The sequence below is a fragment of the Halodesulfovibrio sp. MK-HDV genome (assembly GCF_009914765.1).
Lineage (GTDB): Bacteria > Desulfobacterota > Desulfovibrionia > Desulfovibrionales > Desulfovibrionaceae > Halodesulfovibrio.
This window is the reverse complement of the sequence record NZ_WYDS01000017.1, coordinates 105,900-120,254: the sequence shown is the minus strand read 5'-3', so window position 1 is coordinate 120,254 and position 14,355 is coordinate 105,900. Positions and strand designations below refer to the sequence as shown.

General features: G+C 44.8%; 14 protein-coding genes and 1 pseudogene. 5 read left to right on the top strand and 10 right to left on the bottom strand.

The genetic code is table 11. The annotated features are described in order from the left end of the window. Positions 1-463 precede the first annotated feature (463 nt). From MKHDV_RS13910 to MKHDV_RS13900, 3 genes are all read right to left on the bottom strand, one after another. Complete coding sequence (locus MKHDV_RS13910) at positions 464-850, bottom strand: hypothetical protein (protein WP_160716306.1); 387 nt, start codon at positions 848-850, stop codon at positions 464-466. Between the two features lie 225 nt (positions 851-1,075). Continuing rightward, positions 1,076-2,089, bottom strand: a complete 1,014-nt coding sequence (locus tag MKHDV_RS13905; RefSeq protein WP_160716304.1) for a bifunctional heptose 7-phosphate kinase/heptose 1-phosphate adenyltransferase — start codon at positions 2,087-2,089, stop codon at positions 1,076-1,078. Positions 2,090-2,169: 80 nt separating this feature from the next. Next, positions 2,170-3,063 (bottom strand): ParB/RepB/Spo0J family partition protein, encoded by an 894-nt coding sequence (locus MKHDV_RS13900; RefSeq protein WP_160716302.1) that lies wholly within the window; start codon positions 3,061-3,063, stop codon positions 2,170-2,172. Between the two features lie 85 nt (positions 3,064-3,148). Between MKHDV_RS13900 and MKHDV_RS13895 the strand changes: the two genes are divergently transcribed. Continuing rightward, positions 3,149-3,589 (top strand): hypothetical protein, encoded by a 441-nt coding sequence (locus tag MKHDV_RS13895; protein WP_160716300.1) that lies wholly within the window; start codon positions 3,149-3,151, stop codon positions 3,587-3,589. A gap of 15 nt (positions 3,590-3,604) precedes the next feature. Here the strand turns inward: MKHDV_RS13895 and MKHDV_RS13890 are convergent, their stop codons facing one another. From MKHDV_RS13890 to MKHDV_RS13860, 7 genes and pseudogenes are all read right to left on the bottom strand, one after another. Continuing rightward, positions 3,605-4,384, bottom strand: a complete 780-nt coding sequence (locus MKHDV_RS13890; protein WP_160716298.1) for a ParA family protein — start codon at positions 4,382-4,384, stop codon at positions 3,605-3,607. Positions 4,385-4,730: 346 nt separating this feature from the next. Beyond that, positions 4,731-5,737, bottom strand: a pseudogene (locus MKHDV_RS13885) (NAD-dependent epimerase). 71 nt (positions 5,738-5,808) lie between these two features. Continuing rightward, the gene (locus MKHDV_RS13880) at positions 5,809-6,570 is read right to left on the bottom strand and encodes a slipin family protein (protein ID WP_160716296.1); all 762 of its coding nucleotides are present in this window, start codon (positions 6,568-6,570) and stop codon (positions 5,809-5,811) included. Positions 6,571-6,602: 32 nt separating this feature from the next. Continuing rightward, positions 6,603-7,832: a nodulation protein NfeD gene (locus MKHDV_RS13875; RefSeq protein WP_160716294.1), complete on the bottom strand. Its 1,230-nt coding sequence runs from the start codon at positions 7,830-7,832 to the stop codon at positions 6,603-6,605. 420 nt (positions 7,833-8,252) lie between these two features. Beyond that, on the bottom strand, positions 8,253-9,125 hold the full coding sequence (locus MKHDV_RS13870) for a hypothetical protein (RefSeq protein ID WP_160716292.1): 873 nt from the start codon (positions 9,123-9,125) through the stop codon (positions 8,253-8,255). Next, a complete protein-coding gene (gene coaBC / locus MKHDV_RS13865; protein WP_160716290.1) occupies positions 9,107-10,315 on the bottom strand; it encodes a bifunctional phosphopantothenoylcysteine decarboxylase/phosphopantothenate--cysteine ligase CoaBC in 1,209 nt (402 codons plus the stop codon). Before coaBC ends, MKHDV_RS13870 begins: the two co-directional genes overlap by 19 nt. Continuing rightward, a complete protein-coding gene (locus tag MKHDV_RS13860; RefSeq protein ID WP_160716288.1) occupies positions 10,315-10,884 on the bottom strand; it encodes a hypothetical protein in 570 nt (189 codons plus the stop codon). Before MKHDV_RS13860 ends, coaBC begins: the two co-directional genes overlap by 1 nt. Positions 10,885-11,039: 155 nt before the next feature. On the opposite strand from MKHDV_RS13860, the gene queA reads away from it, so the two are divergent. The 4 genes from queA (at position 11,040) to MKHDV_RS13840 (ending at position 14,354) form a co-directional block, all read left to right on the top strand. Then, a complete protein-coding gene (queA, locus tag MKHDV_RS13855) occupies positions 11,040-12,158 on the top strand; it encodes a tRNA preQ1(34) S-adenosylmethionine ribosyltransferase-isomerase QueA (protein WP_160716286.1) in 1,119 nt (372 codons plus the stop codon). A 142-nt stretch (positions 12,159-12,300) separates the two neighbouring features. After that, positions 12,301-12,528 carry a 4Fe-4S dicluster domain-containing protein gene (locus MKHDV_RS13850; RefSeq protein WP_020001130.1) on the top strand — a complete coding sequence of 76 codons (228 nt, stop codon included), beginning with the start codon at positions 12,301-12,303 and terminating at the stop codon, positions 12,526-12,528. Positions 12,529-12,530: 2 nt separating this feature from the next. Beyond that, the gene (locus tag MKHDV_RS13845; RefSeq protein WP_160716284.1) at positions 12,531-13,592 is read left to right on the top strand and encodes a 3-methyl-2-oxobutanoate dehydrogenase subunit VorB; all 1,062 of its coding nucleotides are present in this window, start codon (positions 12,531-12,533) and stop codon (positions 13,590-13,592) included. Positions 13,593-13,595: 3 nt separating this feature from the next. Then, on the top strand, positions 13,596-14,354 hold the full coding sequence (locus MKHDV_RS13840) for a thiamine pyrophosphate-dependent enzyme (protein ID WP_160716282.1): 759 nt from the start codon (positions 13,596-13,598) through the stop codon (positions 14,352-14,354). The last annotated feature ends 1 nt before the right edge of the window (position 14,355 follow it).

Genomic DNA, 14,355 nt, shown 5'->3' with positions numbered 1-14,355 from the left:
GTTCAATCTGAGCCAGAATCAAACTCTCCAGTTTAATAATTCTGTATTGAATTGTCCGTTACCGAAGCAACGAACAACGCTAGCTGATCTCTAAATCAATCCGATTCGCTATTTAATTGTCAAAGAGTTTCAAAGCGACGACAAAAGACCAGTTGTCTTCCGAGGTGCGAAAAGCGTTTTGCCTTATCTCACTTCGGGAGTCAACCTCTTTTTGAATTTAAATTCGAAGAAGTTGTCTTTCGATTTTGCGTCGTTAATTGAAAATGAACAATCTGCTTCGTTCCGACCCGTGCGGGCCGCTTCGTTGCAGCGAGAGAGGTTCTATGTAAACCAGCCCTCTTCGTCAACATGTTTTTGATTTTTTTTGTGTTCTTTTCTTAAAAAATCATGGCACTAAGAGATAACTGCATGATTTTATTTATAATGACAGATTTTTTATATCGTAATAAAAATTCAATTTATTCTAAAAGAACAGCGGGTTTTCGAAGTTTTCGAGATCATACCAGCAGTCTTTATCGATGATTTGTGCGTTTTCGATAACAAGGACTCTATTATCGGCGTTCGTAAGCCATTTTGACAATACGCCTTCACCGTCAAAATTACCGACTATTGTTATAGTATCGCCATTTTTTAATCCAATTTTTGAAATCTTAATAATCTCATCATTTCGCAGAATAACAATAACTCGGGAATTAAGCTCAATAAACATGTCATTAAGCTTACTCTGGTCAATTCGAGTTATTCGACCCTCCACATGAATGATCTTTCCATCAAGAGCGAGAATAACCTTATCCTTCGCCAGATATCCTCTATATAATTCATTAGCACTATAATTCTTAAGCTTGGACATTGATGCACACCCTGTAACGAGCAGCACACAGACGCATAACAGTATAGTGTGTACTAATGGAATTCTTATCAGCTTCATGTGCGTACCAAAAAAAGCCCGGAGAACAACTCCGGGCTTTTTTTATGCTTATTGTGACTATCAATTGATAGTATGCCGCTTTGCGACATAAGTATAAAACATATCCCTGAACTAACGTTCCAGAATAGTAGTACACTTAACTATAATTTAAGTCCATTTTTCAACAGGTGGTAAAGGCAAAGTATGAATTGTTTCTATTAACTGTTCAGGCGTTACAGACGCAGCTCCGACATGCCCAACGACAACACCCGCTGCATAGTTTGCGAGTACGCATGAATCAACAAGTGTACAACCAGCTGCAACTGCAAGGGCTGCTGTGGCAATAACCGTATCACCGGCACCTGTTACATCGAACACTTCCTGCGCCATTGTTGGAACATGCCACACTGTATTGTCATCATCAAACAGTGCCATACCAAGTGGCCCCAGTGTAGTAAGAAGCTTGTCACATCCAAGAAGACGGAAAATTTCGCGTCCTGCTTCAAGAATTTCTTCACGACTTCCAACTGGCAGGTTTGCACCTTCGCTAGTCTCTTTTGAGTTCGGTGTAAGAATAAAGACATTCTGGTACAACTTGAAGTTTCGAGTTTTTGGATCGACAAAAATCTTCGGTCGATTTTCCTGTGTGTCGCACAGAAAGCTCAAGCGCTCCATAAACTCTCTACTTACTATACCCTTACCGTAATCCGAAACAATGACGACTTCATACTCAGCAATACAGCTTTCAACTCGATCCATAAGCTTATCGAGATTTTGACCACAAATAGTTGCAGTATCTTCACGGTCGATACGAATCATCTGCTGATTACTCGCAATAATTCGTGTCTTACGCGTTGTTTTACGAGTTCTTATCTGTTGAATATCATGCTCGATTTCTTCTGAATCCAACAATGCGTTCAACAAATCAGCTCCCATTCCCGCACCGGAAACAGTAATAATCTTTGGAGCACCACCCAGTGTGCGAACGTTTTTAGCGACGTTGCCTGCTCCGCCTAGGACATGCCTGTCACTGCTGACATGAACAACGGGAACTGGTGCTTCTGGCGAAATTCGATCTGCGCTACCCATCAAATACTCATCTATCATAATGTCGCCGATGATAAGTACCTTTGATCCGGCAAAGCTTTCGACGCGCCCTGCAAGTGTATCTTTATTTACCATATATAATGTTTCCCCAGAATAATGACGCTGTCATTTTTGCCTTACGTAGTCACATGTACATTGCGCCCACAGGTTCAGCGCTATCCTGCTTGTTCTATACCCAGCTTGTTAAGTAATTCGTGAAGCTCTTCTTCTGTATTATAAGCCAACGTCACTTTACCCTTTTTCTCAGTACCGCTCATGATGACTTTACTGGAAAAAAGACTGCTCAAGCGGGTTTGAAATTCTTTTAATACCGCAGGCTTTTCAGCCTTCGGATTTTCTTTTTTTACCTCTTCAAGAGCTTTAAAGCTCTTATGCTGCTTCCATGAAGCTGCTAAAGCTTCTGCTTCGCGCACGGTAAGCATTTGAGAGACAATAATACCAAGAAAATCGATTTGAGCAACATCATCAACGGAGAGAATGGCTCGTGCGTGCCCTGCTGTAATAGTTCCCGTTGATAACGCGCTCTGTGCCATATCTGGAAGCTGTAGAAGACGCAATGTGTTTGCAATGGCAGAACGGCTTTTACCAACCTGTTTGGCCAACTCTTCCTGTGAAAGGCTGAACTGATCTTTTAATTCTTGTAGACCTTTTGCTTCTTCGAGCGGTGTTAAATCTTCGCGTTGTAAATTTTCAATCAGCGCGATCGCCAATGTCTCCATATCATCAAGTTCACGGATGACTACTGGAACCTCGCGAATGCCCGCAAGCTGGCTTGCTCTGAATCTGCGTTCACCTGCAACAATTTCATAGATACTTTGTCCGCCCACGATCAGTGGTCGAACAAGTAATGGCTGAAGCACACCCTTTTCTCGAATTGATGCTGCCAAATCTTCCAACGCAGCATCATCAAACTGTTTTCTAGGCTGGTTCGGATTAGCTTGAAGAAGACGCAATGGAAGCATATTCGGGCTTTCATTATCCTCTACTGTTTCTGTATTTTTAAACAGTGCATCTAATCCTCGACCTAACCCTCTCTGTGCGCCCGCCATATATATCTCCTTGACAATATGTCTTTTGAACACGACTCTTGGATATTCACACTCACAAAAAATCGACACGTTATTGGAGGCTGAAATGTCTGAATATGAAACCCATGTTAAGCAACTTTACGACAGTAAAGGTAACCTGCACGGTGTATTGCTTAGCCCTGAAATTTGGAAAAAAGCTGGAAAAAAAATATCAGAGATTCTTGATCAGGCTCAGGACAAACCTGCTTCTGAGATTCATCAAGAACCTCTTGAAGACTGGCAGATCTTTAAAGACTACTGGGATTTTAAGTACCCTTTCAACCCAAAAGTTACATGCAGAGCATGTGGTGCCAAGTCTGAAAATTGGGAAGAGGATACACCTAGAATATTCCATCTCACAAATGCTTCATTAAGCGGCCTGCTCGTTTTTCATTGTGAAAAATGTGGTGGTACAGTGCGTAAAAAGCATTTTAAAGATCACATATGTCTTGAGGCTTCAACACAATCCGGTGAATCTTGTGAACCGGAATGTATCTATCCTGAATAGCTACTTCGACTAAACCTATCTGACAGGCGCAGGGGCATTTCGCATTGCTACTTCTTTAGCAAGAGCAAGATATGCTACTGCGCCTTTTGATTTGATATCATAATGAATGATTGATTTTCCGTAACTTGGAGCTTCAGAAAGACGCACGTTTCGAGGAATAATGGTCTTGAAAACGTGCTCCGGGAAACAACGTTCCACTTCATTTTTAACCTGAGCTGAAAGCTTATTTCGCGTATCAAACATAGTAAGCACAACACCAAGAAGCGAGAGGTTTGTATTCAAACGCTTTTTGACCTGCTCATATGTTTGCAATAATTTTACGATACCTTCCAACGCATAAAATTCACACTGAAGTGGAATAAGAACTTCCTGTGCAGCGCAAAGAGCGTTCAAGGTAATAAGCCCAAGTGATGGTGGACAATCAATGATGATGTAATCAAAACGTGAAGCCACGTTGTTGAGTACATCCTGCAGATAGTATTCGCGCCCCATCTTATCAACCAATTCCAGCTCAACAGCTACCAAATCCGTTGATGCAGGAAGTACGGAAAGATACGGGGTTCGAGTAGGATAAATAGCGTGCAACGCTTTTTCTGGTGTAAAGAAGGTTTGGTACAAATTGCTGGGCAAACTATCCGCATCGAGGCCGATCCCGCTTGTTGCGTTTGCTTGAGGATCACAGTCAACGAGCAAAACTCGTTTTTCCATTACAGCCAAAGACGCTGCCAAGTTTACAGATGTCGTAGTTTTACCCACTCCACCTTTTTGGTTAGCTACAGCAATAATCCGTGCCACATGAACCTCTCTTGTACTGTTGAAGTAGGATAATTTTGCAATATGTTTCACGTGAAACGTCACAAAAACACCCTGTCCCACCCTCTTTAAATACAACGCTGCGTAGTAACATTACATTGCTAGTTAAATTATTGTGTCTATGTCAACACTCGTCAATGTAACGGTAAAGGTAAAAGAGACCTCATTTCCCCCGTTATACTAGATTCACGACGGTAAACTAATTAGAAAATTTATTTAAACTTTTTTCCTGTTTCATGTGAAACACAGTTTATCGTGACAATGTTTATGCAAAAAAAAAGCAGCCCTCAATTGAGAGCTGCTTTTCTGTTTCACGTGAAACGTTGAACTAAACTTTGTAGTATTCGCGGTACCAATCCACAAAAGCACCGACACCTTTTTCAATTGGTGTATTCGGCTTAAAGCCACATCGTTCATAAGATCATCAACGTTTGCGTAGGTCGCTGCTACGTCGCCAGGCTGCATTTCCATCATGTTTTTGACAGCTTTTTTACCAAGCTTTTCTTCAAGAACTTCGATGAATCGACCAAGCTCTACGCTGTTGTTGTTACCAATGTTGTACACTCGATACGGAGCAGAACTGGATGCAGGGTCAGGATTATTGCTATCCCATTCAGGATTCGGTGCAGCTGTTCTGTCTGTTACGCGAACAACGCCTTCTACGATGTCATCAATGTAGGTGAAGTCACGTTTCATTTTTCCATGGTTGAACACGTTTATGGGCTTTCCTTCAAGGATAGCTTTAGTGAACAAGAAAAGCGCCATATCTGGACGACCCCATGGTCCATATACTGTAAAGAAACGAAGGCCGGTTGTTGGCAATCCGTAAAGATGACTGTAGGTGTGCGCCATAAGCTCGTTTGCTTTTTTACTTGCAGCATAGAGGCTAACCGGATGGTTAACTGCCTTATGGGTATCAAAAGGCATGTTTGTATTCAAACCATATACTGAGCTGGATGATGCATACACAAGATGCTTAACGCCGTTGTGACGACAACCTTCGAGGATGTTCCCGAAGCCAACAAGGTTAGCATCAACGTAAGAATCTGGATTTTCGATTGAGTAACGAACGCCAGCCTGTCCCGCCAAGTTAACAACATGGGTGAACTGTTCAGCAGCGAACATCTCGCGCATTGCTACACGATCTGCAAGATCGAAATTTGCGTGGCGGAAATTCGGATTAGCAATAAGAGGGGCGATACGATCTTTCTTTAACTGAACGCTGTAATAATCGTTCAAGTTATCAAGACCAACAACAGTATGACCTGCAGAAAGAAAACGCTGGGATAATGCAGAGCCGATAAAACCGGCAGCTCCAGTTACAAGAATGTGCATTCAAAGCTCCAAACGGTGCTGTAATGTTTATGTAATCCGAGCTGCCGGTTTGGTAGTCCTTGCGCTCGGAATTATTTATCGTCAGTAGATTCAACGCCTTTTTGTGGCATGAGTTTGGTAATGATGTCTAGTGGTATTGGAATCAGAGTTGCCCCAGCATTGCTAGACATTTCCTGCATGGTTTGCAGATAGCGCAACTGCAACGCCTGAGGATGGCGAGCAATAATTTCTGCGGCTTCGGAAAGCTTTGTTGCTGCCTGGAATTCACCTTCAGCATTAATAACTTTCGCTCTACGCTCACGCTCTGCCTCAGCCTGTTTCGCCATAGCTCGCTGCATTTCCTGCGGCAAATCGATATGTTTCAATTCAACAGAGTTAACTTTAATTCCCCAAGGCGCGGTCTGTTTATCGAGTAAATCCTGAATCTGCATATTCATCTTTTCGCGATGCGCCAAAAGCCCATCAAGCTCAGCACCACCACAAACACTACGCAATGTGGTCTGGGCAAGCTGTGATGTAGCAAAGAGAAAATCTTCAACTTCAATGATGGATTTTGTCGGTTCAACAACTTTAAAATATACTACCGCACTTACCTGAACAGATACGTTATCACGCGTAATAACGTCCTGAGATGGAACATCCAGAGTTAATACACGTAAAGAAACACGAATCATTCGATCAATCACAGGGATGAGAATAATAAGCCCCGGCCCCTTGGAATGAAGAACACGACCAAGACGAAAAACAACTGCCCGTTCGTATTCGTTCAAAACTCGAATCGACAGGACTAAGAAGACCACAATAACACCAATTACCGCTGAAATCGTATACATAATTTCTCCTGTTTTCGTTTAATTTTTCAAATTTATTCGATATCAATGGTCACTGTTAATCCGTCAATGGACTTAACGATCACATGCGAGCCGTTTTCCAATTCAATTCCATCAGGATATTTTTCTTTCTCTATTTGTGCAGACCAGAGAGTTCCGTATATAAAAACTTTCCCTTTTGTACCTTTCCACGAAACTACTTCGGCTTTTTCACCAATCATGGTTGTAACCCCGCTCGCGGGCTTTTTCCTCAAAGCCTTTGCTGCTAAATATGCAGTTCCTCCCATAATTACAGCAAGAGATCCTGTTGTTCCGAGGATAAGTGAGATTGGCAACGCCATATGGCCGCCTTCTTCCGGGAACAGAATCAATGACCCAATCAGGAGCGCTGCTACCCCTCCCATAGATAGCAACCCGTAGCTCGTAACTGTAATTTCTAGAGCAAAGAGAACAATACTGAAGAGGATAAGAAGAAGCCCTGCTATATTTGTTGGAAGAATAGACATGGCGTACAATCCAAGAAGTAAGCAAAATGCGCCGATAATTCCCGGAATCATAGCTCCGGCGTGTGTAAATTCGATAAAGAGACAGGCAACCCCTGCAAGAAGCAGCAGGTACGCAATCTGAGGATCAATGAGCCAAGAGAGCACATTGTATCGAAATGTTGGTTCGTATTCGACTATCTCTAATTGGGCTGGAGAAAAATGCACGGTGCCATCAAGTGATACAATTCCATGCTTGCCAGCTTGTATAAGAAAATCCTGTATGGATGGTGCAACCACTTCCACAACCCTGGCAGTAGCTGCCCGTTCGCTTGTGATTGTCGTACTGCTCCGCACGGCATCTTCGTACCAATTTAAATTTCTGTTTTGTCTTGCAGCTACGGTACGAATAAGACTGACCAGATCATTCACAACTTTTTTACTCATGGTCGAGTCAATATTTTTACCTCCCACATCAACAGGTGACGCAGCCCCCATAGTTGTCTGTGGAGCCATCCCTGCAAACGAAGAAGCGGCAACGATAAAGACACCGGCACTAGCAGCACGGGAACCACGAGGCCCAACCCAAACCAAAACTGGAATGGATGAGTTCAGCATTTCTTTTACAATGTCCCGCATGGAAGACACAAGACCACCCGGAGTATCCAACTGAAGCACGACAAACTGAGCACCTACCGCTTCAGCTTGACGTAAAACGCTTTCAGTTAACTCTACCTGTGCTGGCCCAATTCCACCCTCAATTGAATAATGCAAAACTTTCACAGTAGAATTTTGCTCATTTTGAGAGGTCGCTATGGGCGATTTTTCTTCAGCAGATAGAGTGTTTGTTTGCGAAAAGGCTAAAAAACGCCGCAAACAGGCTAATAATGGCAATAAAACGCAAATGGCTCATTTTGACCTCCTATATAGGAGCTAAAGAGGAATAATTCCTAAGAACTATTTCAATAGTAATTCTATTACGAGATAATACCAGTATGAGAGAAAAATAAATTGTTTTTTATAAATAACAAAAAAGCTTCACGTGAAACACGCCAAAAAAAACTCCCCCTTCTTAAAAAAGAAGAGGGAGTTCATAATACATGACTAAATAATGAATAAGCCGCGATCAGTATTTTCAGTTGAACACTTCACGACATAATCGCAAATAAGAGGAAATTTCCTTCCGAGGAAAAATCCTCACAACTATTTTGTCAATCGGATCGTAGTTCGCAGATATGCAATCACCGGTGCGAGCATGTTTGGGGATCGTACGAGATAATCAACATCCGGCAACGCGATAACTCTGTGTCCGAGAAACTGAGTAAACAGATACGGACGCAGTGTGGAATCCGGCATAAAACTTTTTAGAGCTTTTGATCCGAAGACAACACTATATCGCGGTCGCAAACGTCTAAGCCCTGCAAGAAAAATTTCCGGTGCAGGTGTTAACTCGTCTGCCGCTTCACCACTTGCTGCAACTGGCCAGAACGAACTGGTTCCGCGCGGGAGGTTGAGACTGCTAATAAGCTTTTTCAACACTTCACGGCGTTTCGGATCAGCATGTCCTGAAAGATCATCACCAAGAGCCCAGTATGTCCAAACAACCGGACTTGGAATTTGAACTTTGCTCCAATAATTCTGCCACTGCTGCGGCCATTCTTCCGGCGGTTTATTGGTCGGATGAATAACAAGAGACGGCATAGCGCGCGGTGGCACCGCTGGCGTACGTTGTGCCTGCTGGGCAGGGCGTTGCGGACGCTGCTGTGATGCTTGGGCAGAAGGTGCCGCCTGTGGCTTTTGCTGAGGCTGCTGCACAGTCGGTTGCTGGGGCTGCTGCTGAGGTTGCCTTGGTGCTGGCTGCTGTTGAGTAGTCTGTTGGTATTGCTGTGGTGCCTGCTGCGCAGGCGCAACTGGAGACGAGACAGGTTGTGCAACTGGCGCTGGCTGTGCAGAAGCTGCTACTTGTGCGTCAGTCATTGCCTGCGCAATGGAACCATCCTCATCGAAAAGAAAGCGAAGTCCGGCATTATGCCATGGACGTATTTGTTCGCTAAGAACTACAGTTGAAGCAGCCAATCAAAAACTCTCCATGCAACTTCCGGTTTTGGGGCTACTGGCCAATCTTCCTGCCTGCCGTTTCGATCAACAATGCAGACTTCATTGGTCGCAGATCCGAATCCGGAACCACTTTTAGCAACGTTATTTCCAACAACAATATCAGCGTTTTTTGCAGCAAGTTTCTTCTTCACATTCTCATGAATGTTGTCAGTCTCTGCTGCAAATCCGATAACCCGCTGGTCATCGCGCTTTGCGTTGCCGAGGGTTTTAAGAATATCTACTGTCCGTGTAAAGGAAACAGTGAGATCATCTCCACCCTTTTTAAATTTAGAATCACCAAAAGGTACTGGAGCATAATCTGCAACAGCTGCTGTGAACACGCCAATGCTCATATCTTTCCATAAGGAATCAGCAGCTTGGTACATTTCAGCAGCACTGGTTACGTCATGGCGTGTAATGGCAGACGGCAACTCCGGAGTACCAGCTCCGCATATTGCATGAACATCTGCACCACGCAACCACGCGGCAACAGCGAAAGAAGCACCCATTGTTCCGGATGAAGGATTAGACCAAAAACGCACACCATCCCATTTTTCACGGGTTGGCCCAAGCGTAATCATAACTGTCTGTCCAGCCATATCCTGTGGTGACATGGCGCGAAGTCCATGCAAATAGATATCTTCAACAGGTGCTAAACGTCCCTGTCCTTCTTCCATACACGCGGTACGTCCGCATCCCGGCTCAACAATAACATGTCCGCGGCGGCGCAGTTTTTCTACATTTTCCTGAGCAGCTGCATTGTGCCACATTCGTGGATTCATTGCCGGTGCAATCACCAACTTCTCTGGAAACGCTAATGCCTGACACGAAAGCATATCGTCTGCCAAACCGTTAGCAAGACGCGAAAGGGTTGTGGCAGAGGCAGGAGCGATTACAAAGGCATGACATGCTTCACCCGGCATGAGATGTCCGAAAACATCATCACCCACGGGATACATTTTAGAAAAAACAGGCGAAGCCCCAAGAGCTTCATAGCTAAGGGGCGTAATAAACTGCTGTGCAGAATCTGTAAGAGTAACTCCGACATCTGCACCGCTATCTTTAAACATTCTAAGTAAGTCTAACCCCTTGTATGCAGCGATTGAGCCGCTGATACCAAGATGCATACGCTTACCAAGAAAGCCTGTAAAAGCTGTATGTGGTTTCACTAGCTATCCAATCCTTCTTCTGTCGGCATATTTGATACCGGCGCTACGGAAGTTTGTGGTCTTGGAGTATTCATTGAAGATGATTTAGGCATATCAATAAATGGAAGTGGCTTTTCAGTCATCATAGAATCCTGCTCTGGACGCGGGGAAACCCAAATCTCCAAATCAGTACTAAATGAGCTTGTGTCGGTAATATTCACAATAGCAAAACGGGTTGGTTTGATAAAAAGCAGTAAGGTGCGCGGGGAGGCGAACTGGAAACGCAGTTCCCATCCATCTTGCTGCATAGTCGTGATCATCGCATTTGTAAGCGACATAAAATCGACATTACCGGAAAAAACTAGCACACCAGTTTGTTTGTTACCCATACCATGAACAAACATCTCGGATTCATCAGCTTTCATCTCGGTAGGAACACGAACATCTGGGAAGTTGTAGTACATGAATTTAGATTCAACTGGCGCTGGGGCTCCACCTGTAGGCTGCGCTGATCCGGATTTATTCGCAAGAGAACAACCGGATAGCATCACGCAAAGAGCTACTATGGAAAAAACTAGTCGGGCTCGCATTGGCCGCTCCTTTATGATTGAGTCTTATAGAGTTCAGGTGTAGGCACATGGAGTGCACATCATGTATATAATGTTACGTGGGATATGAATAGCGCAATGCAAGATAAACCGCAATTTTCCACCATCCCTAAATAACAGAGAATGGATTATTAATAATGGAACGCGATAGCCACTGTACCAAAAAAGATTTACAGACAATTCCTGATGATTTCAGGCTTTCAGCATATACGTATGAGCTCCCTGAAGATCAGGTAGCTCAGCATCCGTCCGACAAGCGCGGCAGCTCTCGTTTATTTGTTATCGACAAAGAAAGCGGCGAGAACCATGCAGCAATGTTTTCAGACCTTGGTAAGTATCTACCAAAAAATGCATTACTTGTAGTTAATAACTCAAAAGTACTGCCTGCTCGTCTGTTCGGAAACCGTCCATCCGGCGGTAAAGTAGAATTTCTCATGCTTACCCCGCTCCCGCTGGTTAAACCAGTAGAGCAAGGCGAGTGGAAAAGCGCCACTGTTGAAGGTCTTATGCGTATGTCTAAACGCGTAAAAGTAGGCACCAAAGCAGAATTTGGCGACGATTTGTGGGTTGAAGTCACAGAAACCGCTGAGTTTGGACGTTGCGAAGCAACCATCAACTGGCGTGGTGACCTGAAAGACCATTTCTTACAGCAAGGGCATCTGCCGCTGCCTCCGTACATTAAACGCGAGGACACCACAGCGGATAAAGATCGCTACCAGACAGTTTACGCAGACGATAGCCAGCTTGGTTCCGTTGCTGCGCCAACTGCCGGTCTACACTTTACTGAAGAAATGCGTGACCAGCTTTCACAAAACGGAATTGAATGGGCAGAAGTAACTCTGTACGTAGGGTACGGAACCTTTTCACCAGTGCGTTGTGATGATATTCGTGAACACGAAATGCACAAAGAATTTCTTGAATTGTCAGAAGAAACTGCACAGAAGATTGCCAGGGCAAAAGCAGAAGGTCGTCCAGTTATCGCTGTTGGAACAACCTCTTCCCGTGTATTGGAAGGCGCTTTTAGAGAAGTAGGCAGCATTGCACCGTTCAAAGGGTGGACAAATATCTTTATCTACCCCGGATACAAATTTAATGTTGTGGATCACATGATCACAAACTTCCATTTGCCGGAATCTACGTTGCTTATGATGATTAGCGCATTCGCTTCAAAGCAGCGCGTGCTGGATGGTTACGCCGATGCCATATCACAAGGCTTCCGCGTATTCAGTTACGGGGATTCAATGCTGATTCTCTAAACATTTGAAGATGTTTATAATGGGTATTGTAATACACTCCCACTTTTGACATAATTATCCGCGTTACTCTATAAACAAGCCGTTCGTTGCTAACTAACATACGGCAAAATATTGATCTTACTTATAAAGTCGAGGTGAACACATGGCGCGCGTTGAATTCCGCGAAGAACGGTGTAAGGGCTGCATGCTCTGTTCTACCGTTTGCCCAAAGAAAATTATCTGCCAGTCCTCCCGCTTTAACCAGCAAGGGTATAAAGTGGCTGAGGTAAAAGCAGAAGACATGGAAAACTGTACAGGTTGTACTTCCTGTGCGCTTATTTGCCCTGACCTTGTTATCAAGGTCTATCGCGAAGAGAAAAAGGAGAAGTAGCCATGTCCGATACAAAACGTATTTTCATTAAAGGTAACGAAGCGATGTCCCGCGGCGCACTTGCCGCTGGTTGTACCTGTTACTTCGGCTACCCTATTACTCCACAGAACGATATTCCTGAATTTCTTTCTACCGAAATGGCAACTGTCGACGGTGAATTTGTTCAGGCTGAATCTGAAGTAGCAGCAGCAAACATGCTTCTCGGTGCTGCTGCTGGCGGCGCGCGTGCAATGACCACCTCTTCTTCTCCGGGCGTATCTCTCATGCAGGAAGCTATTTCCTACATGGCAGGCTCTGAGCTTCCAGGTGTTATTGTTAACGTTAACCGTGGTGGTCCGGGTCTTGGAGACATTGGTTCTTCTCAGGGTGACTACTTCCAGTCTACCCGAGGCGGCGGACACGGTGATTACCGTACCCTCGTTCTCGCTCCAGGTACCTGTCAGGAAGGCTACGACATGATGATCGAGGCATTCGACCTTGCATTTAAATACCGTAACCCTGTTCTCGTTCTTGCTGATGCTATTGTTGGCCAGATGAAAGAACCGGTAACCCCTTGGGAACCGAAAGCTGCTGACAACCACGGCGCAGAAGACTGGCGCATTGATGGTGCAAAAGGTCGTAAAAAACGTCTGCTCAAGTCCCTCTTCCTCGAAGATGGTGCACTTGCAGGGCAGAACCGCAACCTTCAGTCTAAGTATGAAGCAATGCAGGTAGAAGCACGCGCAGACGTTTTCGAATGCGACGATGCAGATCTCGTAATTGTAGCATTCGGCTCCATTGGCCGTATTGTTAAATCTACCGTTCGCCGCCTGCGTTCCGAAGGAAAAAAAGTTGGTCTGGTACGTCCTCTGACTCTGTACCCGTTCCCATCTGAAGTACTTCGCGATCTTGCTAAAAAAGGCAAACGCTTCCTTACAATTGAACAGAACTGCGGCCAGATGGTAGACGACGTACGCCTTTCCGTACGTGGTATTGCAGATTCCGAATTCCACGGTCACATGCCAGGCGACCTCCCTGGTTCCGATGACTTCCTCGCACCTATCATCAAGCATTTGGAGGACTAGGGAATGTCTGAAAAACTCGTTTTCGACGCACCTGAAATCATGGTTGACCGCCCTACGCATTACTGCCCGGGTTGTCATCACGGCGTTGCACACCGCCTTGTTGGTGAAGTGCTTACAGAAATGGGCCTTGTAGACGACACCCTTTGTGTTGGCTCCATTGGTTGTTCCGTATTTATCTACAACTACCTTGATGTAGACGCAGTTGAAGCACCACATGGTCGTGCTCCTGCAGTAGCAACCGGCCTTAAACGTGCACATAAAGACAAATTCGTTTTCACCTATCAGGGTGACGGCGACTTGGCTTCTATCGGCCTTGCTGAGATTGTTCATGCTGCTAACCGTGGCGAAAAAATCTCCGTAGTGTTCGTTAACAACACCGTATACGGCATGACTGGTGGCCAGATGGCTCCTACAACTCTTGTAGGCCAGAAAACCACTACTTCTCCTAACGGTCGTTCTGCTGAAGAACACGGCCTTGCTATCCGCATGAGTGAAATCATCGGTGGTCTCGGCGGCACAGCTTACTGCGAACGCGTATCTCTTGACTCTGTTAAGAACATTCGCCGCGCTAAAAAAGCTCTGCGTAAAGCGTTTGAAATGCAGATTAATGGTACAGGTTTCGGTTTTGTAGAAATGCTCTCCGCATGTCCTACTAACTGGAAAATGGACCCAATCGCTGCAAACACTCGCATCACTGAAGAAATGATTCCTTACTTCCCTCTGGGAGTATTCAAGGATGTGACCAAGGACGGGGAGGAATAGC